The sequence below is a fragment of the Shewanella sp. SACH genome (assembly GCF_001887095.2).
Lineage (GTDB): Bacteria > Pseudomonadota > Gammaproteobacteria > Enterobacterales > Shewanellaceae > Shewanella > Shewanella baltica.
On record NZ_MPDG02000002.1, the window covers coordinates 1,259,819 to 1,286,690 of the forward strand.

At 47.6% G+C, this 26,872-nt stretch carries 20 protein-coding genes; 3 read left to right on the forward strand and 17 right to left on the reverse strand.

Going from position 1 to position 26,872, the window contains the following annotated elements; translation table 11 throughout:
* Positions 1-79 precede the first annotated feature (79 nt).
* The gene (locus tag BM607_RS13475; protein ID WP_071939587.1) at positions 80-2,539 is read right to left on the reverse strand and encodes a S8 family serine peptidase; all 2,460 of its coding nucleotides are present in this window, start codon (positions 2,537-2,539) and stop codon (positions 80-82) included.
* A 1,014-nt stretch (positions 2,540-3,553) separates the two neighbouring features.
* Here BM607_RS13475 and BM607_RS13480 point away from each other — a divergent pair.
* Positions 3,554-4,045, forward strand: a complete 492-nt coding sequence (locus BM607_RS13480; protein ID WP_071939586.1) for a GNAT family N-acetyltransferase — start codon at positions 3,554-3,556, stop codon at positions 4,043-4,045.
* Between the two features lie 337 nt (positions 4,046-4,382).
* On the opposite strand, the gene BM607_RS13485 is transcribed toward BM607_RS13480, so the two are convergent.
* The 16 genes from BM607_RS13485 to BM607_RS13560 all read right to left on the reverse strand — a co-directional run bounded on the left by BM607_RS13485 (position 4,383) and on the right by BM607_RS13560 (position 22,980).
* Entirely contained in the window at positions 4,383-4,799 is a 417-nt protein-coding gene (locus BM607_RS13485; RefSeq protein ID WP_071939585.1) for a rhodanese-like domain-containing protein, read from the reverse strand.
* Positions 4,800-4,916: 117 nt separating this feature from the next.
* Positions 4,917-5,129: a DUF2892 domain-containing protein gene (locus BM607_RS13490; protein WP_006082265.1), complete on the reverse strand. Its 213-nt coding sequence runs from the start codon at positions 5,127-5,129 to the stop codon at positions 4,917-4,919.
* Positions 5,130-5,172: 43 nt separating this feature from the next.
* Positions 5,173-8,415 (reverse strand): efflux RND transporter permease subunit, encoded by a 3,243-nt coding sequence (locus BM607_RS13495; protein ID WP_071939584.1) that lies wholly within the window; start codon positions 8,413-8,415, stop codon positions 5,173-5,175.
* Positions 8,416-8,451: 36 nt separating this feature from the next.
* Complete coding sequence (locus tag BM607_RS13500) at positions 8,452-9,465, reverse strand: efflux RND transporter periplasmic adaptor subunit (protein WP_071939583.1); 1,014 nt, start codon at positions 9,463-9,465, stop codon at positions 8,452-8,454.
* Between the two features lie 171 nt (positions 9,466-9,636).
* The gene (locus tag BM607_RS13505; protein ID WP_006082262.1) at positions 9,637-10,353 is read right to left on the reverse strand and encodes an SIMPL domain-containing protein; all 717 of its coding nucleotides are present in this window, start codon (positions 10,351-10,353) and stop codon (positions 9,637-9,639) included.
* 146 nt (positions 10,354-10,499) lie between these two features.
* Positions 10,500-10,886 carry a VOC family protein gene (locus BM607_RS13510; RefSeq protein ID WP_006082260.1) on the reverse strand — a complete coding sequence of 129 codons (387 nt, stop codon included), beginning with the start codon at positions 10,884-10,886 and terminating at the stop codon, positions 10,500-10,502.
* Between the two features lie 103 nt (positions 10,887-10,989).
* Positions 10,990-12,294, reverse strand: a complete 1,305-nt coding sequence (locus BM607_RS13515) for an outer membrane protein transport protein (RefSeq protein WP_071939582.1) — start codon at positions 12,292-12,294, stop codon at positions 10,990-10,992.
* Between the two features lie 353 nt (positions 12,295-12,647).
* Entirely contained in the window at positions 12,648-14,099 is a 1,452-nt protein-coding gene (gene putP, locus BM607_RS13520; protein WP_011847196.1) for a sodium/proline symporter PutP, read from the reverse strand.
* Between the two features lie 157 nt (positions 14,100-14,256).
* A complete protein-coding gene (locus BM607_RS13525; RefSeq protein WP_071939581.1) occupies positions 14,257-14,961 on the reverse strand; it encodes a DUF3379 domain-containing protein in 705 nt (234 codons plus the stop codon).
* Positions 14,954-15,517: a sigma-70 family RNA polymerase sigma factor gene (locus BM607_RS13530; RefSeq protein ID WP_006085483.1), complete on the reverse strand. Its 564-nt coding sequence runs from the start codon at positions 15,515-15,517 to the stop codon at positions 14,954-14,956. The genes BM607_RS13525 and BM607_RS13530 overlap by 8 nt, the downstream gene beginning before the upstream one ends.
* A 72-nt stretch (positions 15,518-15,589) precedes the next feature.
* On the reverse strand, positions 15,590-17,299 hold the full coding sequence (locus BM607_RS13535; RefSeq protein ID WP_071939580.1) for a BatD family protein: 1,710 nt from the start codon (positions 17,297-17,299) through the stop codon (positions 15,590-15,592).
* The gene (locus BM607_RS13540; protein WP_071939579.1) at positions 17,293-19,374 is read right to left on the reverse strand and encodes a VWA domain-containing protein; all 2,082 of its coding nucleotides are present in this window, start codon (positions 19,372-19,374) and stop codon (positions 17,293-17,295) included. Before BM607_RS13540 ends, BM607_RS13535 begins: the two co-directional genes overlap by 7 nt.
* Positions 19,374-20,393 carry a VWA domain-containing protein gene (locus BM607_RS13545; protein ID WP_071939578.1) on the reverse strand — a complete coding sequence of 340 codons (1,020 nt, stop codon included), beginning with the start codon at positions 20,391-20,393 and terminating at the stop codon, positions 19,374-19,376. Before BM607_RS13545 ends, BM607_RS13540 begins: the two co-directional genes overlap by 1 nt.
* Positions 20,387-21,043, reverse strand: coding sequence for a DUF4381 domain-containing protein (locus tag BM607_RS13550; RefSeq protein WP_071939577.1), 657 nt, complete (start codon positions 21,041-21,043; stop codon positions 20,387-20,389). Before BM607_RS13550 ends, BM607_RS13545 begins: the two co-directional genes overlap by 7 nt.
* A gap of 2 nt (positions 21,044-21,045) precedes the next feature.
* Positions 21,046-21,999 carry a DUF58 domain-containing protein gene (locus tag BM607_RS13555; RefSeq protein WP_071939576.1) on the reverse strand — a complete coding sequence of 318 codons (954 nt, stop codon included), beginning with the start codon at positions 21,997-21,999 and terminating at the stop codon, positions 21,046-21,048.
* 24 nt (positions 22,000-22,023) lie between these two features.
* Positions 22,024-22,980 carry a MoxR family ATPase gene (locus BM607_RS13560; protein ID WP_006082248.1) on the reverse strand — a complete coding sequence of 319 codons (957 nt, stop codon included), beginning with the start codon at positions 22,978-22,980 and terminating at the stop codon, positions 22,024-22,026.
* 262 nt (positions 22,981-23,242) lie between these two features.
* Between BM607_RS13560 and fadI the strand changes: the two genes are divergently transcribed.
* Complete coding sequence (gene fadI, locus BM607_RS13565) at positions 23,243-24,553, forward strand: acetyl-CoA C-acyltransferase FadI (RefSeq protein WP_012089601.1); 1,311 nt, start codon at positions 23,243-23,245, stop codon at positions 24,551-24,553.
* Between the two features lie 5 nt (positions 24,554-24,558).
* The gene (gene fadJ, locus BM607_RS13570) at positions 24,559-26,679 is read left to right on the forward strand and encodes a fatty acid oxidation complex subunit alpha FadJ (RefSeq protein ID WP_071939575.1); all 2,121 of its coding nucleotides are present in this window, start codon (positions 24,559-24,561) and stop codon (positions 26,677-26,679) included.
* Positions 26,680-26,872: the final 193 nt, after the last annotated feature.

The window sequence follows — 26,872 nt, forward strand, 5'->3', positions numbered from 1 at the left end:
CTTGTAAAAAAAGAGCCTGCGATTGCAGGCTCTTTTCATTTATTACTTTCATTTTTCAGTAATGAGTATCGATTTCGACTTATTGGAAGCTCAGCTCCCAGCTATCGATATAACCCACATCACCACGGCCACTGTCTACGGCTTTTAACTTCCATACGCCGTTCGAATTAGCACCCGTCATATCAGCGGTATAGCTCTTGTTGATATTGGCAGCACCTGAACCTGTGTTGCTATGCAATGTAACTGTTTTACCAGAAGGGCTGATCAGCTGTACTTTTAAGTCACCAATATAAGGGTGGACTATGTTCACTACCGCAGTCACAGTGCCTGAATCACCTGTGCGAGTGACTGTGATTGGGCTAGTGATCCCTGCTGCTTTGTTATCAGGGATGTTGTAGTTATCAGTGTTGCTATAGCTTGCTGGCGTAGTCGGTGGCGTTCCGCCGCTAGATGCTGTGTAGCTTGCTGTTAACGACACACCAGTGAAGGCAGAGTAGCCTTTCAGCATGGCGTAGTAAGTGCCTGATTGGATGTTAGTGATTGGGCAAGACTCGCTATTGCCACTTTTATACGGACGGCAATCATAGTTAGCTGTAGTTGGCGCTGCACCATATTGCACATACAAGTCCGCATCACCTGTACCACCGTTCATCACAAAGCCTAAGTTAGTTGCGCCTTGTGGTACGTCAAAGGAGAAGTGCAGTTCTTCACTCGCTGCGCCGCCTAAGCCTGTTTTAGCCACACCGTTAACTAACACGCCATCGGTTGGAGTTGGATCAACCGGACCCGTTGGACCAGAACAAGAGGCATCTAAGAAGGTTTTCGCGGCAACAGCATTGACTAAACCGTAACCATAGTAGTTGTCACGACCCGCAGTACCAAGATCTTCTGCGGTCATTTTCAATGCGTTACGAACTTGCGCCGCGCTACACTCTGGGTGATAGCTCCATACTAAGGTTGCAACACCTGACACATGTGGCGTCGCCATCGAAGTACCGTTGTAGTACTCGTAATCTTTATTGCCTTGATTGCTGACGGTAGCTGTCGCGCCCAGTTGATTACGTAGTGCTAAACCTGTTGCGCGATCCACAGACACGGAAACCATATTGATTTCACTGTTAGCATCGACAAGGAAGGGGTTTTGTAAGCCCGGTAATGCCGCGTTACTGTAAACAATCGCCGCACTGGCACCGGCATTTTTACAGGCTTTAGCCGCATTGATTTCAGGGTAACTTGTGCTTTGATTGCCAACACGTTCCACTAAACAGATTTTATTGGTCATGTTGCCGCAGTTGAAGCTAGTTCCGCTGACGCTACATTCGGCAAGTGTGGCTGTCGCTGTGCCATTGTATGGCGCAGGTACATAGCTGCCGCCCGATGAAATGAGGCGATTATGTGGCACGACACCTGAATCAAAGTAAGACTGACCACCGATAGTGATATCGGCTAAACGGCCTTCGCCACGGGTAACCGTCGACAGAATCGCTTCACCTGGGCCAGATATTTCCACTTGGTTGGTGTATTGGGAAAATGCCGAGTGGTCTTTATGATTATCCACAGAGGCAACAGACATCACGCCATCGTAGGATGCTGGGTAGCTGTGAGTGCTGTCACCCGCGTTACCCGCAGCGGCAATCAAGAGCACGCCATTGTTATAATGTGCAGCCAGAGCGTTACGCTCAGTGGTGCTGGAACCCGCGCCACCTAAACTCATAGTGACAACGTTAGCGCCGTTGGCAACACAAGTGTCTACTGCGGCCACTAAAGATGAAGAGTAACCCCAACCCGATTCGTTAAACACTTTTACGACATGAATATTGGCAGTTTGATTTGGCATTACGCCGATCACGCCGTCATTGTTAGCAATCGCCGCAATCGTGCCCGCAACGTGAGTACCGTGGGCGTTGTTGTTGCCCGGCTCAAACCAGTTGCCTGTACCTGAGTTATTGGTACCCGTGACATTGTTGCCACCTAATTCGCTGTGGCTTCGGTCGTAACCAGAATCGATAATACAAATCGTGCGGTTGCCCGCTTGGCTATCGCTTAGCTGAGTCGCCCCCACAAAGGTTTGGCCCCAAGGTGTGCTTTCACTCAGTAAGTGACGCGGCATGTCTTCTTCAACATATTCCACATCGGCACGTTTTTTTAAGGTATTGATGCCGTTAGCATCGAGTTTCACCGAGTAGCTGTTACTGCGTCCGATACGCTTCATTTCCTTCGCTTGCACTTTGTTCAATGCAGTGTGCTGGGCACTGATTTCCGCCATTTGTGGCTGATAATTCATCGTGCTTGGCAGCGCGTCAGTTGTCGCGTCGCTCGATTGCTGATCACTCATTGATTGCACATTGCTGGCCGACATAATGGCCGCTGCATCGGTGTTTTTAAATTTCACAATGTAACGCTTTGGCAGTGGAGAGGTTTGTGCTTGTAATGCTGCGGTAAAACCTGGGGCTTGTGGTGCTGCTTGTACACCAGCTGAGATCGCAATAGCTAAGCTTGAAAGGCTTAACGCTATTTTAGTGGTTCTGTTGATTGTCATGTTCTTCTTCCATGGTCAATTTAGTGTTAATCATTATTATTTTATGTTTCATAAGAATAACTACGACTCAGATGCTACTCGGTTAGTGAATCTATCTGCGACTAAAGTATTTGTAAACCAATTGTTAATGGTATGACTGCTTGTAAAAAAACAGATTTTATAATCAGTTAATGTGAATATAAATTCAAAATGTAACGAGTTGTAACCAGATTATATTCAAGTTTTTGTTTTTTTATGTGGTAAAAATGAATAAGCGAATGCGAATCTACGGTCAATATGAGTACTTTATATTGATTTGTTTGTTTTCATGGTATTGAAATTTATACATATATTTTTTTGTGATTATAAATAACTAAATTTAGCTTTAAAGTTTAAGGATAATAATGAGATTTCATCAAGTGATTGATTATGCGAAATTGTTGCAAAACCCTGTCAAGGGAGTGGCGGTTGCCAATTCATTGACGACGGCTAAGCCATTCACGCTAATTTGTTGAGGTGTTTTTTGAAGGGGAATGTGAGCGGCAAAACGAGAAGTGAAAGCATGCGATGTGGCTGTTAACGGTAAATGCTGAGTGTACATTATCCAAAATAGCGGCACAGGATATGAGCTACCACTGCAAACTCGTGCATGCTTCAATTATGTTTGTGAGGCTAATTATGTCGATAACTTTCAATTAAAAATTTTAAATAATCTTATTTATTTTTCATCGTTATAACAGTCTAAAAAATATATTTATTTAAATTATTATCACGCCCATTAGTGTGGCGCTTTACTTCTAATAATCTGCATATATAAGTTTGGTTTTTCGCATTTTTACAAAATTTAACATATAAGCATTTTGCCTAATAGCGTGTCTGTTGGATGGGTGGTAAGTTAAATTAATTCATAAGGTTAAGTTGTTTTCTTGTGGCATGGTTTAAGCGAGTGAGTGCACGAATTTAAGGCTGTGCACTATAAATCCTAAATTGGAGTCAATAAAAATTATAAAAAATATAACATCTAAGCGGATCGTATTGATATCTTCTTCAGCTGATCATCTTCATATAGAGCTTGAAACACCACAGTTACTTGCTGAAAAATTAAATGCAATTGTTTCAAATGCTTGGCCTTGTGGCGAATACGATTGTGATGCAATGGCGTTTTTCCTTGCTTGCTATGAAAATGGCGGTGAAGCAGTGCAAGGTTGGTATGGCTGGTATGCAGTTGATATTAATCCTGTTTCAGGAGAGAGAACGCTAGTTGGCTCTGGTGGTTATTTTGGACCTCCAGATAGTCATGGGATGATTGAAATTGGTTATTCAGTGCTACCTGAGTGGCAGCGTCGTGGCTATGCTACAGAAATCGTTAATACACTCGTTTCCCATGCTTACTCTTTTGAAAAAACAAAGAACATTATTGCTCATACTTTAGCGGAAAATGAAGCATCAAAAAGGGTTTTGATTTCCAATGGTTTTAGTGAGACTGGCGTTAATGAAGGTCATCTACGTTTTGAACATGTTAGATAGTTAATTTTTTGCCATACATCAGCTCATTGATGTTACTTGTAGCAGCGAAAACGATTACTAATTTTTATCTGAATAGATTTACGCTAATAAGATACTTCAATATCTCGCCATTCGCCCGCCATCTTAGAAGTCAAATGTTGGGGTGGATAAAAAGCTTTTTATATAAAGCAATATTGATTGATAGGCTATTGCTTAAAGTAAGCTTATTCACTTAGACCATAAAAAAGCGCCTAAGGGCGCTTTTAGCAGTTAAACCTTGAATGACTAGAGCGAGGTGACAGTGCTTAAGTGATTTACACTTGCTTCGCTCCACTATAGCCTATTCGATGGCGGTGAATTACTTAGCGGGCGTTTTTTGCGCCTCAACTAAGGTGGAATAACCGCCACCATTATAGGTTTGAGTGTATCCAGCAGCGACTAAGGCTTCAGTTGCGATACTGCTACGGCGACCACTGCGGCAATACAAGACAACAGGCGTATCTTTGGCTATGTCGCGCTTAGCAAACTCTTCTTCCACTTGCTCAAAGGGAATATTTACCGCATTGGCTAGATGACCTTCGGCAAATTCTTCGGGCGTTCTGACATCGAGCACCATAGCGCCTGCGGCAATTTTATCCCATGCGACTGCTGGATCTTGGTCGGCGGCGTTGGCAATCATTGGCATTAGTAGCAGTGGCATGAGTACCAGCGACTGCAGGCTTAACAGGGCTAAGCGCATCAGGCTTTGGCCACGGATTACGAGGTTGTGGGTCACTTTATCTCTCCTTGACGATTTTTTGGGCAAGCTTGTTTTAGCCAAGCGGGTACTTGCTTACCTAACTCTTAACTCTTAAGTCTAACTCTTAACTATTTAGTAGTGACTTTGTGTGGCTTAGCTTTGCTTGGCAATTTCAGCCTCTGATTTTACTCCCAATTTGCGTAAAACCATGGCGGCAGGGCAAAAACCGGTAAAAGCACTTTGGAACAGGTTAGCGCCAACAAATGCGGTTAACCACAGAAAGTTGTGGTGCACATAGGCGGTTAACACCAGTGACAGTAACACCATAAATCCGGCAAAAGCCATAATGCTGCGTTCTAATGACATACCTTACTCCTTGAGGCCATCTTGGTGATGGCCTTTGTTGTGGTTAGTTTTGTGTTTGTATCTGAACAGTATTCATGCGGTTTTTCATTGCTGTGTAGTACAGCACTGGGATGACAACTAAGGTCAGTATGGTCGAGATAAAAATACCAAAGATCAGACTGATCGCTAAGCCATTGAAAATCGGATCATCAAGGATAAACAGCGCCCCTATCATGGCCGCTAATGCGGTGAGCATAATGGGTTTGGCCCGCACGGCACCCGAGTGGATCACTGCCCGCTCAAAGGGCACGCCGGATGCAGTTTCTTGATTGATAAAATCGACCAATAATATCGAGTTACGCACAATAATCCCCGCTAGCGCTATCATGCCTATCATGGACGTCGCGGTGAATTGTGCTCCGAGCAGGGCATGGCCTGGCATTACACCAATCACAGTCAATGGGATTGGCGCCATGATGATGAGCGGCACCAGATACGATCTAAACTGTGCCACTACCAAGAGATAAATGGCGATCATGCCGACCGCATAGGCGATGCCCATGTCTCTAAAGGTTTCGTAGGTGATTTTCCACTCGCCATCCCACAACACGGCGACCGAGTCTAGCCCTGTGGGTTGGTGAATATAATGCTGATCAAACCCTAAGCCATCGGCGCCATCAATTTTGCCCGCCATATCGAACATGCCGTAGAGTGGGCTGTCCAGTGGCCCTGACATATCGGCGACGACCATGATCATAGGGATCATATTCTTATGGATAATCGGTGCATCGATTTTGCCGCGTTTGATGGTTACCAGCTCAGACACAGGCACAGATTGCCCCGTTTGGCTCAGTAACTTCATATTCAGCACTTGCTCTAAATCGACTTTCGCACCTTCGTTTAATTGCAGGCGGATCGGTATCGGTTGTTTTTGCTGGGCTTGATGTAAATAACTCACATCTTTGCCGCCAACGGAGGTGGCAATCAAGTCGACAATATTGCTGTAGGGCACGGCCATCAGGCTGGCTTTACTGCGGTCGATCATCACCTGCCATTTTTGCTGGGCAGCGGGCAAGAAAATATCGATATCGACCACATCTTTGGTTTCATGGAACAGCGCCTGCATCTCGTAAGCGGCTTGCTCGCGGATTGCGGGGCTTGGGCCATATACTTCGGCAACCAGCGGCGACCATACTGGCGGTCCAGGTGGCACTTCAACGACTTTGATATTGGCTTGATATTGCTCGCCAATTTGCTGCAGTTCGTCTCGCACCGATATCGCTATGCTGTGGCTGTCGCGTTTGCGGTGTTTTTTATCCACTAGGTTTACTTGAATGTCGCCAAGCTCTTGGCTGTGACGCAGGAAGTAGTGACGCACTAAGCCGTTAAAGTTCATTGGCGCGTTAGTGCCCGCATACAACTGCAGATGCTCGACTTCAGGGACAGTCGTCAGATAGCGACTCAAATCCTGTAGCACTCTCTGGGTTTGCTCTACGGGAGTGCCTTCGGGCATGTCCACCATCACTTGAAACTCGGACTTGTTATCGAAGGGCAGCATTTTTAGCACCACGAGCTGACCGACGGGGAGCGCGACGGCGATACCGATCAACACAAATACGCCGGCAGCCAGTCCCACTCTTGCCTTACGGGCATTTTTCCCCAGCAGGAAAGGACCAATTAAGTGGGTGAAGAGACGCACCATTTTAGTTTCGGCTTCATCCTCGTGTGAGGCTTGGGCGCTATCGTGCTTGTCATTGTGTTTCAGCAGTTTACGACTAAGCCAAGGGGTGACCACAAAGGCAACCACCAGAGAAATCAACATGCCCATACTAGCGTTGATGGGGATCGGGCTCATGTAAGGCCCCATTAAGCCTGACACAAAGGCCATCGGCAGCAGTGCCGCGATAACAGTGAACGTCGCTAGAATCGTCGGACCACCGACTTCATCGACCGCCACAGGAATAAGCTCACTAAATGACTTTTTGCCGAGCGCCATGTGCCGGTGGATGTTTTCAACCACGACTATGGCATCGTCGACCAAAATGCCGATAGAGAAAATCAAGGCGAACAAGGACACGCGGTTTAAGGTAAATCCCCACGCCCAAGAGGCGAAAAGGGTGATCGCCAGCGTGATAATAATGGCCACACCCACGACTAAGGATTCGCGGGCCCCCATGGTTAAAAAGACCAGCACGACTACTGCGCTGGTGGCGAAAATCAGTTTTAAAATAAGGGTGTTAGATTTATCCGCCGCGGTTTCGCCATAGTTACGTGACACTGTGACTTCGACATTCGCGGGGATCAATACATTGTCGACCTTAGCAATCCGCTCAATCACACTGTCGGTGATATCGACGGCATTTTGTCCCGCTTGTTTACCAATTGCGATAGTGACGGCGGGATAAATGTCGGTTTTATCCGCGTGCCAAACACTCTGCTTAGGGATATCACTTTTTAAGCTGATTTCGGCAATATCCGCCAAATAAATCGGAATATGCTTGCCTTGTTTATCCTGATAGACACTGACAACTAATTGTTTGAGATCGTCGATGGACTGTAAAAATTGCCCCGCCTGAACTTTAATCTCTTGATTACCTTGCACTAAGGATGCGGGCATAGAGACCATATTATTGTCATTCAGGCTTTGTCTTAATTTGTCGTAGGTCAGATTAAAGCTGTTCATCTTGGCGGGATCGATACGTATGTTGGCCACCATGTCGTGCTGGCCAACGGTATAGATTTCGCGGGTACCGGGAATGCGCTTAATTTCGGTTTCTAACCCAAGGGCGACATGGGTCAGTTGCTCGGCAGAGACTTGTCTATCCTTTGACCACAAGGTCAAACTGACAATGGGCACATCATCGATACCGCGCGGTTTGATCAGCGGATCGCCAACCCCTGCGCCCCTTGGCAATTTATCCATGTTGGAATAAATCTGGTTGTACAGGCTCACGATGGCATCATTGCGCGCGACGCCGACCTTAAAGATGACGATAATCAGTGCGCCATCGGGTTGGGAGAACGAATAAAGGGTATCTATGCCTTTGATTTCTGAGATCACTTGTTCCGCAGGCAAGGTGACTAAGTTTTCAACTTCGGTAGGTGTCGCGCCGGGAAAAGAGATAAACACGTCGGCAAAGGTGACATCAATTTGCGGCTCTTCTTCCTTTGGCGTCACCAAAATAGCGAATAAGCCAAGCAAGAGTCCGAGAAGCGCTAATAGCGGCGTGATGGCGCTATTTTGGAAGGCGGCGGCAATTCGACCGGAAATCCCAAGTGTGGTCTGTGGTACTGGAGCATGTTTCATAAAACAACCTCGACAAAGCTTAAGTCGCTAAGGAATTTATTGCTTTTTGTTGAGCAACACTTGGTAGGCATCAACGGCAACCTTGTCACCCGACTTAAGGCCCGCCAGCACTTCGACCTCGCCATCTAAGGGATTGGCGACACGGACTTGGGTGAGTACAAATTCTTCGCCCTTTTTAAGGTAAACGCTGCTCAGTTCGTTCATTGTGAGTAGCGCAGAGGTGGGCAGTTGAATTTTTTCACGTTCGCCATTTTTAAAGGAAGCCTTTGCCCACGTGCCGGGTTGAAGATTAGCTTCATTTTCAGGCAGATTAATGCGCACTTGATAACTGTGGCTGACGGGATCGGCAAAACTAAAAATAGTGAGATCTTTAGAGTTTAACTCGCGGCCATCACTTAAACGGACGAGGAATTCGGGGGCATTTTTCAACTGATTGATATAACGCTGCGGCACTTGGGTTATGGCGCGCATTTGACTCGCGGAAAACCCTGAAAGTAGTGCTTGTCCTGGGCTCACCGTTTCACCCAGTTCCACAAAACGCTCTGTGACTACACCACTAAAAGGCGCTGATACCACAGTGTATTTTAAGGATTCGCTGGCTTTGATGACGCGGGCTTGCGCTGCGGTTACGGCTTGCTCTGTGGCCTTAGCATTGGCGGTGGCTTCATCCATCGCGCCCTTAGAAATCGCGCCTTGGGGAAATAACTCTTTATAACGTTTGTATTGCGCCTGTGCTTCAACATTCAAGGCTCTGGCTTTAGCTAAATCGGCCTCAAAGCTTGCGAGTTCAGCGCCTTGTTCTTTACTCGTGATCTCCAGTAGGGCGGCTCCTTCGGGGACAACATCGTTAACATCGTAGTTGAGTTTGACGATACGACCAGAGGTTTGCGCTGACACAGTCGCCGCTTTTACTGCTTCTATGGTGGCATCTAAGGTGACCCAGTTGGCGTAGGGTTTAGTTAAGACTTCGATGGTTTCGACTGAGGCAGCCTGAACTTGAGTACTGGCAAGCGCCAGCAGTAAGAAAAGAACGCGAGAAATTGACGTCATAATTCATATCATCCCAGATGTAATTCATGAGTAAATTCTAATGGAGTTGTTTTCAATAGGCAATCAATATTTATTAGAAAAATTTAATATAGTGTATTTCCCTAATTTAGGAATAAGGCCCATAAGAGCCTTATTCCCATCGTTTCAGTGAGTTCCGACTAAGCCTAAAATTTAGTCATTTAAATAGTAGGTGAGTGTGGACACAATGCGAATTTGTTTAATGTAAGGGGTGCTGTTATCGCGATCCGAAATAGTGAACTGGCCTTGGCTAGCGGTTTTAATTTTTCCGAGGCGAGAATCTGAATCCTTAGCAAATTTTTCCGCCACTTCACGGGCATTTTGAGTGGCTTCTTGTACCATCACAGGTTTGACTGAATTGAGATCGGTAAACAGGAATTCGGTGCGATTGTCATACTCTTGGCTGGCGATCGCTATGCCTTCCTTCACTAAGCTAATCATCTGCTTACGAGTATTGAGCATTAAATCAATCTGCGGGGTATAAACCGACAGGTTCACCTTCGCCGAGTAACGGTATCTGACGTTGGGATCGACATAACCTTGGGCTTGGCGATCTTCAATTGAAGGTAATGAAATCGTAATTTCGCTATCGCTAAAGCCTTGTTCCTTTAAAAACGCCACGACGCGGTCGGTTTTTTGCTGAACCGTCTCGTAGAGTTTAGGCAGATTATTATCAACCTCAGTGAAATTAATTGGCCAAATCGCCACGTTGGCTTTGACTTCTTTTTCCGCTAAGCCCTTAACTGTCACTGTGCGTTCCATAGCTTTCATCTGCAATAACGCTGTGCTCGCTGTCTGACCAACATACACAAGCCCAGCACAAAGGAAACCGCCCAGCAGCAGGGCAGGAAGGATGTTATTTTTTTCCATAAAAAGAATCTCTTGATTAGATAAACTCAGCCTACGATACCCAATAAACCTAAGTCATGCACTGGGTTTATTCGGGATAGATGCCGCTTAAGATTTGAGGGAGACAAGTTGGCGATATCAGCTTGATGTCGCTTTATTGAGACGGGCTATTTTTCCGGAGGAATAACACTTGGCTGCCATAATTCGACTTTATTGCCGTCGGGATCGATAAACCAGCCAAAGCGGCCAAACTCTGAATCTTCAATGCCACCCACGAGCTGACCGCCACCTTGTTCGACCTGCATGAGCGCCTGCGCCAGATCATCAACGATAAAATTGAACATAAAGCTCTTATCTGAAGGCTCAAAATAGTCAGTGCTATGGGCGAAGGGCGTCCAAACATGGTAGCCGAGTGTCGCTTTATCTGTGTGATAAAATGCGGCGCCGCCCCAGTTTTCAATGGGAACTTGAAGGTGGGTTTTATACCAAGTTGCCAAGGTAACTGGATCTGCACTTTTAAAGAAAATTCCACCGAGTCCAATGACTTTAGCCATAGCCGTAGCTGCATTTACAGGAGTATGAATTAACTTTAGGCAATAAATGCTTAAGATACAAAAAAGCCGCAAAAAATGCGGCTTTTGGGGTTAAGCGTTTAGCTTAGAACTGATAGCTGTACTGAACTGAGTAGTAAACGGCATCAGAACGAGTGTGAGCAATCACGTCGTCAATGATTGCGCTGTGTTCTAATACTTCAGTATCTTCACCACGAACGAAGGCAAGACCCATATCCACAGTAGAGTGAGTGCTCAGGTTATAGCTTAAACCTGCAGTAAACCAATTACGGTTCGAATCAGGGATTGAAATTGAGCTAATATCATTCACAACACCTTGGTCATGCATGTAACCAGCACGGGCAGTCCACTTATCATTAATTGTATAAGTACCACCTACGCTGAATAACCAAGAGTCATCCCATACGTATTGTTTTAATGGCGCGCTGCTAATGGCTGGAGTGCCACCTACAGTGCCATCAGTCACTGTGATCTGATCAAAGTCACCCCAAGTTGATAACTGTGCTGTGTAGTGAATGGCAAATTTCTCTGTTAACTGATGGAAACCAGCAACTTGGAAAATATCCGGTAATGGGATATTGATTTCATCAAAGGAAACCACTTTACCTAATTGAGTATTCAGAGTGTTGATATCGCCAGTCGCTTTGAAATCTGGGCTCAGACGGTAGCTAGCACCAATGCGGTTATCTTTATTGAACTCATATACAGCACCAATAATTCCACCTATAGCAAAACCATCGGCATCAACATCGACTAGGTTAGCATTAACCATAGCGCCGCCAGGACCTAAAGGTAAGTTACCTTCACGGCTAAGTTTGCCTTGGCCATAGATTAAATCTAGACCCGCACCGACACTGAAGTGGTCGTTAAAACGGTAAGATAAGCTAGCGTTGAAGTCCATAGTGACGACTTCTGTGTTACCCAGTAGATCCACTGGCGCAGGTACTGTACCCATGCCTGGTATTGTAACGGCATTATTTGCTAATGCGCTCGTATCAGTGCCTGTACCAAAGTTACTGAATGCGGCTAGACCAAAAGCCCATTGATCGTTCAGCGGTTGAATGTAGTAAAAGTTAGGGATCACTTTACTGTCGGCAGCATCGTGCTCGCTACCAAAGCTAATTGGCGTGCCCGCTTTTTCAACGTCTTTTACAGTAACGCTGATATCGGCATAGGTTACGCCGAATGAAAGGGCTTTCTCATCAAATAACGCCATAGCTGCTGGGTTACGAGACAGAACTGAGGCATTGTCAGCGATAACAGCATCACCTGAGAATGCACGGCCAATACCTGTTGCAGATTGGCTGTTCAGTTGGAAGCCCGCGGCTAAGGTTTGAGTACTTGCTAATGCGACAGAAACGGCAATGAGTGTCTTGTTGAATGTTTTCATTATAATTCTCTCTATTTTTTATAAGTATTGGATTTTTATTCGGTCCTAGTCAGCCGAAAGTCTTTAAATCCATTTATTAGTCTTCGGCATCTTATGGACTGAACCTAACCTCAACAAGTCCGACCAGATGTGAAAATTGTTAATTTTCAGTTAATTAAAAACCTTTAAAACAGAGGTTGAACTTTAGTACGCTTGAATGGTCTGGCCAGATGCTTGATATGAAGGGCTTTGGGTTTAACGGTAGGTTTCAATTGACGTTAACGGTTTGTAATTGTGTGTTGAGTATTTAAAAGGATACAAAATGTAAAAAGCGCACAAGTGTGCGCTTTTTAAGTTATACAAGCGTGTCAAAACTAGAGTGCAGACTTAAATTGTTCGAACTCTGTTGTTACATTTTCACTCGGTGCAGACAATTTGCTCACCAAAATACCGGCAAAGGTGGCGAATACAAATCCTGGCAGGATTTCGTATAACTCGAAAATACCCCCCGTGAGTTGCTTCCAAATCACGACCGTTAATGCGCCGACAATAATAGTGGCGATGGCACCATTACGGCTGTATTGTTTCCAAAATAGCGATAACAAGACCACTGGACCAAAGGCCGCACCAAAGCCAGCCCATGCATAACTCACAAGGCTTAATACACTGCTTTCAGGATTAAGGGCAATGATGCCTGCGATCACGGCAATCGCCAGCACGCCCATGCGACCGACCATCATCAACTCGCGATCATCTGCTTGTGGGCGTAACCATTTACGGTAGAAATCTTCTGTGATCACGCTTGAGCACACCAGCAACTGTGAATCGATAGTGCTCATGATGGCCGACAAAATGGCCGCGATGAGTAGACCACCAATCCACGGATTAAACGCGGCTTGGGCTAAATGAATAAATACCGTTTCTGAATTCGCCAGTGGCGCATTGGCGAAATACAGAGAACCGGCAATACCTGTGGCTAATGCGCCAATTAAAGATAAGACCATCCAGCTCATGGCAATACGGCGCGATAAGGGCAGGGCATCGGCACTGCCTATCGCCATAAAGCGCGACAAAATATGCGGCTGACCAAAATAGCCAAGACCCCATGCGAGTAAAGACAACATGCCTATCACTGTGGTTTTGTCGCTGACCAAGGCCAACATCGCAGGATCGATAGTTTCAATTCCGGCGTGGCTTTCAGGGTGAGAGAAAACGGCAAAGGGGACGATCAAGAGGGCGACAAGCATCAAACAGCCTTGGAAAAAGTCTGTCCAACACACAGCAAAGAAGCCACCAATAAAGGTGTAACCGACTATGATGGCTGAGCCAATCACCAGCGCCACTGTGTAATCGAGGCCAAAAACTTTTTCAAACAGAATCGCGCCACCGACCATGCCTGAGGAAGCATAGAAAGTGAAAAACACTAGAATAGTGATTGCGGAGACGAGCTTGAGATAGCCTTGGGTATCGTGGAAACGTTTCTCGAAGAAATCCGGTAAGGTGAGGGCGTTATCGGCGAGTTGAGTGTAAATACGCAGTCGTCTGGCGACAAATAGCCAGTTTAGCCAAGCGCCAAAAATTAATCCTATGCCAATCCAAGCTTCACCTAAGCCGCCTAAGTAAACTGCGCCGGGTAAACCCAGTAACAGCCAACCTGACATATCGGATGCACCCACACTGAGTGCGGTCACAGCGGGGCCCATTTTGCGGCCACCTAAAATATAATCATCAACAGTATCGGTAGCACGGTAAGCCCAAAAACCTATGCCCATCATCAATACTAAGTAACCAACAAATGTGATTAAAATCGGGGTTTCAATCGTCATCTTGCCTTTTCCCATCTTGTTATTATTAAAAGTGGCAAGCATGCTACCAGATGTTTGAACAATCGCCCATTAGCAGATAAAAGTGTGATTAAAATCTAACCTCCGATAGAGTGAAAATATCGGAGGTTAATTTAAAAATAGCCGAGATAAGATGGGGTTAGATAAAGGTGTTCTTGATTTCGTCTTTTACATAGCTAAGGTCTGCTTTATCTTCACCTATAAGCAAAATAAACGCATCGGGTGTTTCAAAGCCCATTCCTTGGTATTTGCCATCGGCGAAGGTTTTGTCTAACACCATACGTTTTTCGAGTGGCACGATAAAGAGTGTGACCTTGCTTTGCTCGCCCTGTAGCACTAAGTGCAGGCTTTTCACCCCTTGAAAATCGCAATAGGAGGTGTAATACACTTTGCCTGGTTGTTGGGTGAACTTGGCATTGCCAAAGTCTTTCATCGACGCGAGCTGCGCATTGACCTGATTAAAGTTGACGTTTTGATCCACCTGTAAGGCAACACCTTCATGGTAGACATGGGCCAGTGCATGTTCGGCTAAATCGATTGGCCCTAAACGCAATAGACTAAAACTGATCCCCACCACAAATGCCACCGAGGCCGCCATCGCCACTAAAAAGCCCGTCTGACGGCGGTGTTTATGGTGTTGTTGTAACTGCTGACGCAAAATCAGTTTATCGGCGAGATCGTCCGCCACTTCTACTTTCAATGCATTTGTCAGTTTGGCATCAAGGTGTTTGAGCTCATTGATTAAGGCTTGGTTTTCTGGCTTAGCATTAATTTGCGCCAGAAAATCAGCATCTTGATTATGAGGATCTTCATAAGCTTGACGTCTAAATTTAAGCTCATCCATTGGATTGACCTCTCACATCATTCTTCTCAAGTAATTCTTTCAATTGGCTCCTCGCCCGAAATAAACGCGTCATTACGGTGTTGCGATTGAGCTCCATCAGCTCGGCAATTTCATCGCCGCTAAAGCCACCAATCAGCTGAAGTAAGAGTGGCTCGCGGTATTCGATATCCAGCTTGCCAATTTGCCGACGGATCAGATATTGCTCGGTCTGCTCTTCACTGCTATTGGAGATATTGTCTTCTAAGGTATCTTGCTCAACGTCGGAATAATCGAACTGTTTACGCTCGAAACGCCGTGCATTCTCACGCCTAAGAATCGTGATCAGCCATGCCTTCGCCGCTTTATCATCCTTGAGGGAATCCAAAGAGCGCCACGCCCGCAAGAAGGTTTCTTGGGTAATGTCTTCAGCCACGTGTTTATCGCCGCATAACCAGTAGGCGTAGCGGAAGATGTCTGCATGTAGCGCCTTGACTAGGCTGTTGTATCGTCGTTGTTTACTTAGCATGTCAGAAGAGACCGCGGGCTCGACGGATTTCTTACGCCAGTTAGCAAACATTTTTATTTTTTCGGCTTGTTGGCTGAATTTTTAGCATAGTTGAGCTCGCTTCTCTGTCATTAAACCCATAATTTACTTAGGATTCAGTGGGCTTAATGGCGCCGATTTTGGGTTTGAATGTTTATGCTCACAGGCCTTAACCGCGTTAAGCAACGCGGCGCACTCTACGGTCAGCTTGTTAGTATCCGCACAGTTAGTATTCGCACTGTCAGTATGGCTGTTGGCATCGGCCTTCGCACTATAGGCGGCAATTTGCAGTTGCTGTATCGCCTGTGCGAGTTGCGGTGACTGCTCGGCAATCTTATCGAGTGTCATAGGCGCTTGCTGTAACTCGCTGAAGTAGCGCTGTAACTGCAACATAATGCGGCTCACATCGCCACTGGCGCAGGCTTGCTCCAATCCTTGTAAGCTCGCAACATTTACTGATTGTGCTGAACTCATTGAAGCGTTAATTGTTGTCGGGGCGGCCGATTGGTTTTTTAAAGCGCGGCGCCAAGCGATTAAAGTGATGATCCAAGCGACGAGAGTGATCAGCCATAGCGCAGCAAACACCTTAATCATCCAGGAGTCATTGTTGTCGGCCGCTGAATTTGCTTGCCAAGAGGCTTGGGCGGGCGCATCTGTGACGGCACCGCCTGTTACCACTATGGTGCGTGCGGGGAGCGTCGCGGTTTCTTGACGTTTAAGGTGTGGATTCCACCAAGGCACTTTGACTTCGGGCAGGGTAAATGTTCCCGCTTTGCTGGGAACGATTGCCGACGTAATACTGTACTGGGAGACAATTTGTGCATCGCGTACAAAGGTTTGTCGCTGAGGTTTCTCTGGGTATGACTTCAGTTCATTAGGCAGGGTTTGCACTATATCTGGCAGGCTATTTTCATCGGCATTGGAAGCCAATAAAGTAATAGTGCGAGTAATAGGGCTGCCGACGGTAAATTCTTTAATATCCTCAGGGAAGTTCTCTTTCAGCACCACTAAATCGGCAACCAGCCATTGGCCTTGGAAACTTGTCGGTGCAGGATTCACTTGCACTGTGAGTGAGGGGGCACCCGCTTGCATTGGGCGGCTTTCATTAAAGCCAAACATGCCGCCGCGGCGTTGGGATTCGACGAGCACATCGCCCGCAAAGGTTGCGCCTTTGATGTTCACTTGGCCGGGTAAGTCGGGAATGATGCCATAGGTGCGTTCAATCACGCGGTAACGGCGGCCATCGACTATCTCAGATCCATCCTTATCTTCGCCGATTTGTTTGATCTGCGCGCCTTCGATTACTGGTGCGCTCAATACGCCCCTTTGTAATTCTACCGCTAGATAGAGTTTGACCTTGTAGGTAATGAGCTGCCCGACATAGGCCTCGTCAGTTGACACTTTGGCATCGATAAATAGGTTATTCATCTGTGCGGGCTGGCTACCCGTTTCGACCACTTTGAGTGGGATCGGCGCCGAGCTGATGCCATCAATAGTAAAGGCTGGAATGGTTAACTGGCCTTTTTGTTTTGGCGCGAGCAAGACTTGCCAGCGAGTCTCTTTGACCGCATCGAAGTTCATGATCTGTGTGCTGCGACTCACGCTGGTGCGGCCAACAATAAAGTCTTTCAGCAGGGCGGATGTGTCTAGCTTGCCGGTATCGATTTCATCATCGACGCTGATGTTGAGCACAAAATATTCGCCCTCCATCACAGGATTGCGATCGACCGATGCCTCGATTTTGGTGAGTGCAAAGGCAGGATGAGCCACTCCGATGGCAAGGAGTAGCAGGATAAAAAATTGTCTGATCACCACTGTTCGTTATCCTTTGATATTTGGCCATTTTGACGGCGTTTTTGATATTCCAACTGCATTTTATTGCGAAGTAACACTTGGGGGTCTTCACTCACGCCCCTCAGCGCTCGCTGCATTTCTGCGGGAAGCGGTTCGCTATTGGTTGGCGGCGCTTCGACAGATTCACTCATAGCAGCCTCTTGTTTATCTTGCGCATTTTGCTCTGGAGCTTCTTTGGCGCCAACGCTTTGCTTTGCTTGCTCAGCGGATTTTTGCTCCTCGGCATCGGCGTTAGCCTGCGCTTGCATCTTAGCTTCATTATCTACAGGTGAATTGTCCTTTGCATCCTGCTCGGCATTTTGCTGCTTGGCTTGTTGATCCTGTTGCGCTTTATCTTTCACGGGATCTTGCTGAGCTTCATCCTGCTTTTCCTGAGCATTGCCATTTTGCTTATCCTGCTCAGACTGTTGCTCATCCGCTTTTTGCTGCTCAGAGCTTTGATCAGAACTTTGCTCAGGATTGGCATTGTCCTGTCGATCCTGAGACTCTTGTCCCGCTTGATCTTGCTTATCTTTCTGAGCGCTATCTTGGTCAGATTGTTGTTTATCCTGCGACTGCTGATTACCGGATTGTTGGTCACCAGACTGTTGGTTGCCTGATTGGGGATCACCGGACTGCTGATCGCCTTGTTGATCGTTTTTACCTTGCTGCTTTTGCTGCTCTTTCAATTGCTTTTCAGCCAGTTCAAGGTTGGCCTTTGCCGCAGGAAAATCGGCTTGTTTTTCAAGTGCGGCTTGATAGCGCTCCTTTGCCTTATCGGGTTTACCGAGTTGCATTAACGCATTGCCTTGATTGTAGAGGCCTTGGGCAGAGCTATCTTGCTCGAAGGTTTTCAGCGCTTGCTCATAATCACCGGCCTTATATTGGGCGCTGCCACGCCACTGGGGTGACTCAAACTGCTTAGCGGCGTTGGCATAATCTTGGGATTGATAGGCCTGCATCGCTTGCTGATCTGGCGTTTTCCACACATTGTCCCAGGCATTGTCCCACACACTGGCATGGGCAGGCTGAGGCGCGGCCGCGAGCAGTAAACCGCCCGCGAGAGTGGCAAATCCAACGCTTGCCACGATTCCTTGCCTAAAGCTGAAAAGGGCGGGAAGCAGTAATAGCAGGGCGAGATAAGGGCCAAGATCCTGCCAGATTTCACCGTCAAGATCTGTGGCTTTGGCATCGCCCGTATCACTTAACCAATGTTGTAATTGGGCCAGATCATTGCCGTCGGTGCGATTTTGGATTAACACGCCTTTATTATCCGCTGCCAGTTTTTGCAGCAGGCCAAAGTCAGTGCTGGCCACAACGACTTCGTTGCTGCTGTCGCGCTGCAATTGTCCATCGGGTAGACGAATTGGCGCGCCTTGGCTGGTCCCAAAAGCGACGACCGCAAGACGATATTGCGTGCCACTTAATGCCGAGTTAGCGTCATCAAATTGGGCTGCGGTTATGCCATCTGTCATCACGATAATATCACCGCGAATATGCCCACCCTGAGCCAGTAGCGTTTTAGCTTGGGTTAAACCTGCCGCTAAGTTGGAGCCACGAACGGGCATGATTTCAGGGCTTAAGGTCGGCAATAAATTGAGTAGCGTGCCGGTATCGCGCGTTAACGGGCTGATAGTAAAGGCATCGCCGGCAAAGGCGACTAAACCTGTTTCACCTTCTTTAAGATTACGCAGGAGATCCGTAGCCCTAAATTTAGCTTGGGTTAAACGGTTCGGCGCCAGATCGGTAGCGAACATAGACACAGACATGTCCATCACCAGTACGCGGCCTTGCTCGGCGGCAAACACAGGTAAGGACTGTTTATTCACGGCAGGCCCTGCGAGCGCAAAAGTCGCAATCAGCCAAGTGAAAGCTAATAAATGCAGCGGACGGCGGGATTTCTTGCTGCCTTGGGTGACCAATATTTTGGCTAAGTGCGGCGCAATATAACGATTCCACGCGCTGTGGCTCTCGTGTTGTCGCCATAAACTCAACAACACTAAAGCCAGTGGCACTAGGGCGAGTAGCCATTCGGGGCGAATAAAATGTAGGCTCATTATTTAATGTTCCCCTGTGAAGTGGTTGCGACAGAGGGTTTAACGCGGCGCGCTGCAAAGAATGGTAATTGACCTAAGGCAATCCACAGGCTCGTCAGTAACGCCAGTGCCAGCGGCCAATAGAACAAATCTGCCTGCGGACGATAGCTTAACTGATCGCGACTTACAGGTTCGAGTTTATCGATTTCTTGGTAAATCTGGTCGAGCTCCTGGCTGTTGCGGGCGCGGAAATAACGGCCGTGGGTGACTTCGGCGATATGCTTAAGCTGGTTTTCATCCAGATCCATCGAGGGATTAACCCGCTCGCGGCCAAAGAGTGTGCGGCGCTCCATCACATCGGCACCGACACCGACAGTGTAAATGGTAACTTTACGATTAGCGGCAATTTGTGCCGCCTGCTCTGGCTCAATATTGCCCGCGTTGTTAGAGCCGTCGGTCAATAAAATCAACACTCTGTTACTCTCGTCCATTTTATCGAAGCGTTTTACCGCCAGCCCTATGGCTTCACCTATGGCGGTTTGTTTACCGACTAAGCCGATTTGTGCTTCTTTTAAAAACTGCGCCACTGAACGTCTGTCTTGGGTGAGCGGCGCCTGCAAATAGGCGTGATCGGCAAAGAGAATTAAACCGATACGGTCGCCTTTGCGGCGCTCGATAAAGTCACTGACGACGTGTTGGATTAAGGTGAAACGGTCGACGGTTTTGCCATTTACCACCATGTCTTCAATCTGCATACTGCCGGATAAATCCAGCGCCATCATCAGATCGCGGCCTTGGCTCGGCAGTTCGATAGGTTCGCCAAGCCATTGCGGACGAGCAATAGCGAGCACTAATAGGCACCACATCAGCCAGTAGCGTTTGCGACTCTGGCGCGTGTTGGCCGCTAAGCTTTGTTTGCCTGTTTGGCTTATTCCGGGGAGTTGCAGCCGGCCACCATCCACTTGTACGGTTTGTTGGCGCCAAAAAATCAAAGGCAAAGGCAGTAATATCAATAGCCAAGGCCATGCAATTGTTAACATTGTGCCTCCGGTTGTTTGGTGTCAGCTGGCTGGATTGGCGCTTGGCTTTTAGCTTGAGCGTCGTCTCTCGCTTGAACGTAGCCCTTAGCTTGAACAAGATTCGGCTCAGGCGCACTCAGTTTGGCTTTCGATGCCAACCAAGCTTTTGCGAGTTCATGTAACTCATTGGCTTCAGCTAAGGTTAACGGCCTTGGCTGGTGACGTTTGGCCAACAAGTGGCCAATACGTTGGCGTTTAGGCGCGGGTAAATAGCTGTCTAGCCACGTCGCCCAAGCTTCACCATCTAAGGAGGCTATTGCATCTCTGCTGAGGTAACTCATGGCGGTACGCTTTAATAGGCTATTAACGTCAGAGACATAGGACGGTGCTTGTTTATCGAGCTGATTAAGTAACTGCTTTGCGGCTTTTTTCGGCGCGAAGTCACGGGCGCGTTTTCTTAGCCAGATAACTAAGAGTGTGATGAGAGCAATCACGAGCGCGAGGACCAACCAATAACCGATTGCCCAAGGCCAAGCGCCGATTGGATCGGGATGAATGATATCCTGCAGATCCGCTAGCGCTGGGTTTGGCGCTGTAGCCATAGGGACCGCAGGCTGTGCATTTGCTATCACTGGTGTCACTATTTCTGAATTCACTGTTGCTGGATCCATAGTTAACGCAATAATTCCAATTGATGGGCTAGGGGAGCACCCGCATCGATGAGCTGGGTGCGCACGCGCAGTTGCTGCATCATGGCGATAAAGTCCCTTTGCTGACGTAGCTGAATGTCGAGCCATGCCTGATAACTGTGGCGGGTGAGCACTAAGTCCTCATTCCCATCCCGTACCGGCAAACTAAAGTTGTGCGGTAACGGCAGTGTCCCTTGGCGCAGGGGATCGGTAATCAGGTAGGCGCCCACATCGCAATGACGTTTAAGCTCGGTTAATGGCGCGATACATTGGGGGCTAAAATGATTGCCATCGGTCACTATCCAAACCAAGGAGCCGGGTTTGGCGATACGTTGTAATCGCTGACAAGCGCGCAGAATATGATCAGGATCGCGCTGGCCACTGCCAACATGATTGAGTTGATTCTCATGTACACGGCGCAGGCCTGAGATCAATTGCAATATGCCCTGACGACGGCTGCGGGGTTTAAGCTCTAGATGCTCAGACTCGCACGCGATCAAGGCGCCGAGTCTATCGCCATGGTTAATGGCATTCCAACCTAAGGTGGTTGCTAAGTGTCCTGCTTGCACCGATTGCAGCAATAAACTTGAGCCAAAATAGAGACTTTGGCTCAAGTCGATTAACAACAGAATAGGGCGCTCACGTTCTTCGACAAATAACTTAGTGTGGGTTTTGCCCGTGCGAGCGGTGACGCGCCAATCAATGGTGCGCACATCGTCGCCCTGTTGATAGTGGCGCACCTCGGCAAACTCCATCCCGCGGCCTTTGATTAAGCTGCTGCGATGGCCCGCTAAATTAGCGCGGGCACGGCTGTAACGTTCAGGCATAGCACGGGCGATATTTTGGCACGCCAGCAGCTCTTGCTCGGTTAAATGCAAGCCATCGGCAAACAGCGGCAAGCCATCGGCCGAGGCTGAGAGTCGCGCAGTGTCACTCATCTTATTTCACCTTTATCTTCACCGTTAAGGTACTGCAACTTGACTCAAGATGTGATTGATCACCTGATCGCGGCTGACGCCTTCGGCTTGCGCTTGGTAGCTGAGTAATAATCTGTGTCTTAACACATTTGGTGCAACGGCTTGAATGTCTTCCGGTGAAACAAAGTCTCGCTCGTGCAGCCAAGCGCGGGCGCGGGCACAGCGTTCTAACGAAATAGTGGCGCGTGGGCTGACACCGTACTCAAGCCATTTCGCTAAGTCTTCGCTGTAACGTAAAGGCTCGCGGGTCGCCATAACAATTTCGACTATGTATTTTTCGAGTGGCTCGGCGAGATAGATTTCCATGGCTTCGTCACGTGCGGCAAACACATCGGCCTGAGCAATCGGCTCAGTCGTCGGCAATTCGTGGGTGAGTGCTTCTTTACGGGATTGGCGCAGAATTTCGATTTCAGTCTCGCCGCTCGGGTAATCAAGATTCAAGTGCATTAAAAAACGGTCAAGTTGTGCTTCGGGCAGGGGATAAGTGCCTTCGTTTTCTAATGGGTTTTGGGTTGCCATCACTAAAAACAGCGGTGGCAGCTTATAACTGTGCTTACCGACGGTGACTTGACCTTCGGCCATAGCTTCTAATAAGGCCGATTGTACTTTGGCGGGGGCGCGGTTAATTTCGTCCGCCAAAATCAAATTGTGGAAAATCGGTCCGGCTTCAAATTCGAAGGTGCCGGTTTGCGAGCGATAAATATCTGTGCCGGTTAAGTCGGCAGGCAGCAGATCTGGGGTAAATTGAATGCGGTGGAAATCGCCCTCAACCCCGTCACATAAGGCTTTCACCGCACGGGTCTTGGCCAGTCCCGGTGGACCTTCAACTAATAAGTGGCCATTGGCAATTAAGGCAATGAGCAGATTTTCGGTCAATACTGGCTGCCCTAAAACAACCTTATTTAGGTAAGTGCGTAATGCATGGAAGCGACTCAAAGGCATGATGCTACTCGTTTTATTATGTTGAAAATGCGTGTGTGGGCTATAGACAACGGATATGGTAAAGAATTCCCTTAGGGTTTGGCTAGTGTTAAAAAAACAAACAGGTGTTTAAAACTTGCTGACAAGAAGTTAGAATCAGATCACACTTTAATGGTCAGACCTGTTATTGGGCGTTTTTCGCCGTAAAACAATGGGTCAAACACGGAAATAGCTAGCGCCGCCTGAAATCTCTCAGCGATTGCGCACATAAAGAGGGTGACAAATGAGTGATAGACAACAGGTTACGAACGCCAAGGGCGAGCGTATCGCAATTGTAGCGGGTTTAAGAACGCCATTTGCAAAGCAAGCCACGGCATTCCACGGTGTATCGGCGCTCGATATGGGCAAAATGGTGGTCAATGAATTATTGGCGCGTTCTGAACTGGACCCTAAGTTGATTGAGCAGCTGGTCTATGGACAAGTGGTGCAAATGCCCGCTGCACCTAACATCGCCCGTGAAATCGTACTCGGTACTGGCATGAATGTGTCGACCGATGCCTATAGTGTCACTCGTGCCTGTGCGACTAGCTTCCAATCTGCCGTAAACGTGGCCGAATCTATCATGACAGGCAATATCGAAATCGGTATTGCGGGCGGCGCAGACTCTTCTTCTGTCTTGCCTATCGGCGTGTCGAAAAAATTAGCACATGCGTTAGTCGATCTGAATAAAGCCCGTAGCTTTGGGCAAAAATTACAAATTTTCCGTCGTTTAGGCATTAAAGATTTATTACCTGTGCCGCCTGCGGTTGCCGAGTACTCAACGGGCTTGTCCATGGGACAAACCGCTGAGCAAATGGCAAAAACCTACAATATTAGCCGCGCCGATCAAGATGCCTTAGCGCACCGCTCACACACCTTAGCGAGTGAAACTTGGGCTTCAGGCCATCTTCGTGACGAAGTGATGGTTGCCCATGTGCCGCCGTATAAACAGTTTATCGATCGCGATAACAATATCCGCGAAAACTCGGTACTGGAGTCATACGCTAAGTTGCGTCCTGCATTCGATAAACAGCATGGTACTGTGACGGCGGCCAACAGTACGCCACTGACTGACGGTGCGTCAGCGATTATCCTGATGAGCGAAGGTCGAGCGAAAGCCTTAGGTTATCAACCGATTGGCTACATTAAGAGCTATGCCTTTAGCGCTATTGATGTGTGGCAAGACATGCTGATGGGGCCCTCTTACGCGACGCCACTGGCGCTGAAACGTGCTGGAATGGAGCTTGAAGATCTTACCCTGATTGAAATGCACGAAGCTTTTGCAGCGCAGACATTAGCGAACATGCAGATGTTTGCTTCGAAAAAATTTGCCGAAGAAAAACTTGGCCGTAACCGCGCCATTGGTGAAATCGACATGAGCAAGTTTAACGTGCTCGGCGGCTCGCTTGCCTATGGTCATCCTTTTGCTGCAACGGGAACCCGTTTGATCACGCAAGTGTGTCGTGAGCTTAAGCGCCGTGGTGGTGGAACTGGCCTAACAACAGCCTGTGCGGCTGGTGGTTTGGGCGTGGCTATGATACTAGAAGTGGAGTAATCGGCATGGAAAAGACCTTTAATTTAACCCGCCGCGACGACGGCATTGCTATTTTGACTATGGATGTTCCTGGCGAAAGCATGAACACCCTAAAAGCGCAGTTTGGCCCTGAAATCAGTGAGATTCTGGCCGAGATCAAAAGTGATTCGAGCATTCGCGGTTTAGTGCTGATCTCAGGCAAAAAAGATTCTTTCGTCGCGGGCGCAGATATTTCTATGCTCGATGCCTGTAAAACGGCGGGCGATGCCAAAGCCTTATCCCTGCAAGGCCATGTGGTTTTTAATGAGCTAGAAGCCTTAACGATTCCTGTGGTTGCCGCAATCCATGGTGCCTGTTTAGGCGGTGGTTTAGAGTTAGCCTTAGCTTGTCATCAAAGGGTATGTAGCGACGATGGCAAGACTATGCTCGGCGTTCCGGAAGTCCAACTTGGCTTATTGCCAGGCGGCGGCGGGACTCAACGTTTGCCACGTTTAGTCGGCATTACGACAGCCTTAGATATGATGTTGACCGGTAAACAAATTCGTCCTAAACAAGCCTTGAAAATGGGCTTAGTGAATGATGTTGTGCCGCAGACGATTCTGTTACAAACCGCCGTTGAGATGGCGCTTGCGGGTAAACGTGTTCCGAAGCCTGTTAAAAAGTCACTCGTTAATCAAGTGCTTGAAGGCACGAGTTTCGGCCGTAATATTATTTTCGATCAAGCGACTAAGCAGGTCGAAAAGAAAACCCAAGGTAATTATCCTGCGCCTGCCAAGATCATTGACTGCGTGCGTCAAGGGATTGCTAAGGGCATGCAAAAAGGGCTAGAAGTCGAAGCCAGTCATTTTGCCGAATTAGTGGTATCGAAAGAATCTGAAGCGCTGCGCAGTATTTTCTTCGCAACCACAGAAATGAAGAAAGAAACTGGCGCAGAAGGCGCGAGCCCGCGCAAAGTGAAAAAAGCGGTGATCTTAGGTGGCGGTTTAATGGGTGGCGGTATCGCATCTGTCACAACGACCAAGGCTAAAATCCCTGTTCGTGTCAAAGACATCAGCGAAAAAGGTTTAAGCAATGCATTAGCTTACGCCTACAAGCTGTTGGATAAAGGGGTTAAGCGCCGTCATATGACGCCTGCTGCTCGTGACAACCTAATGGCACTGATGACCACAACGACTGAATATAAAGGCGTTAAAGATGCCGACATCGTTGTGGAAGCGGTATTTGAAGACCTAGCGCTTAAGCATCAAATGGTGAAAGACATTGAGCGTGAGTGTGGTGAGCACACCATTTTTGCGTCAAACACCTCATCTTTGCCTATTAGCCAAATCGCCGAAGCGGCAACGCGTCCTGAGAACGTTATTGGACTGCATTATTTCTCGCCAGTAGAGAAAATGCCGCTGGTGGAAGTGATTGCCCATGCTAAAACGTCGCCAGAAACTATTGCGACTACGGTCGCATTTGCCCGTAAGCAAGGTAAAACACCGATAGTGGTGCAAGACGGCGCGGGTTTCTACGTGAACCGTATTCTTGCACTCTACATGAACGAGGCCGCGCAATTATTACTTGAAGGCCAAAGTGTTGAACATCTTGATAAAGCGCTGGTTAAGTTTGGTTTCCCTGTGGGCCCTATTACTTTACTCGACGAAGTGGGTATCGACGTGGGCGCTAAGATTTCACCAATCCTCGAAAAAGAATTGGGTGAACGTTTTAAAGCGCCAGCGGCTTTTGACAAGCTTTTGAGTGACGATCGTAAAGGCCGTAAAAATGGTAAAGGTTTCTATCAATACGGCGCATCGAGCAAGAAAGCTAAAGCTGTCGATGAGAGTGTTTATGGTGTGTTAGGCATTAAGCCTGGCACCAATAAAGACGCAAAAGCGGTTGCCGAGCGTTGTGTCGTACAAATGCTCAACGAAGCGGTGCGTTGTTTAGAAGATGGTATTATCGCATCGCCAAGAGATGGTGATATTGGCGCCATTTTCGGTATTGGCTTCCCGCCATTCCTCGGTGGCCCATTCCATTATATTGACACTTTAGGCGCCGCGAACTTAGTGCGAATTCTTGAAGGTTATCAAAGCCAATTCGGTAACAGATTCGAACCTTGTGAGCGCTTAAAAACCATGGCTCAAGAAAACGCGCACTTTTTCTAAGTTTCAGTGAATCTAAGTCATAGTTAATCTAGGTTTTAGCCAATGAAGGTTGAACAAAAAAACGGCAGGTTATTGCCGTTTTTTTATTGCCATAAGGCATGTTTTTGCCTGAAAAATGTTCATAACTTAGATGTGGATCTTGTATAATCCGAGCGCTTGATCGAGAGTGCAGTGCTCAGTGCTCAGTGCTCAG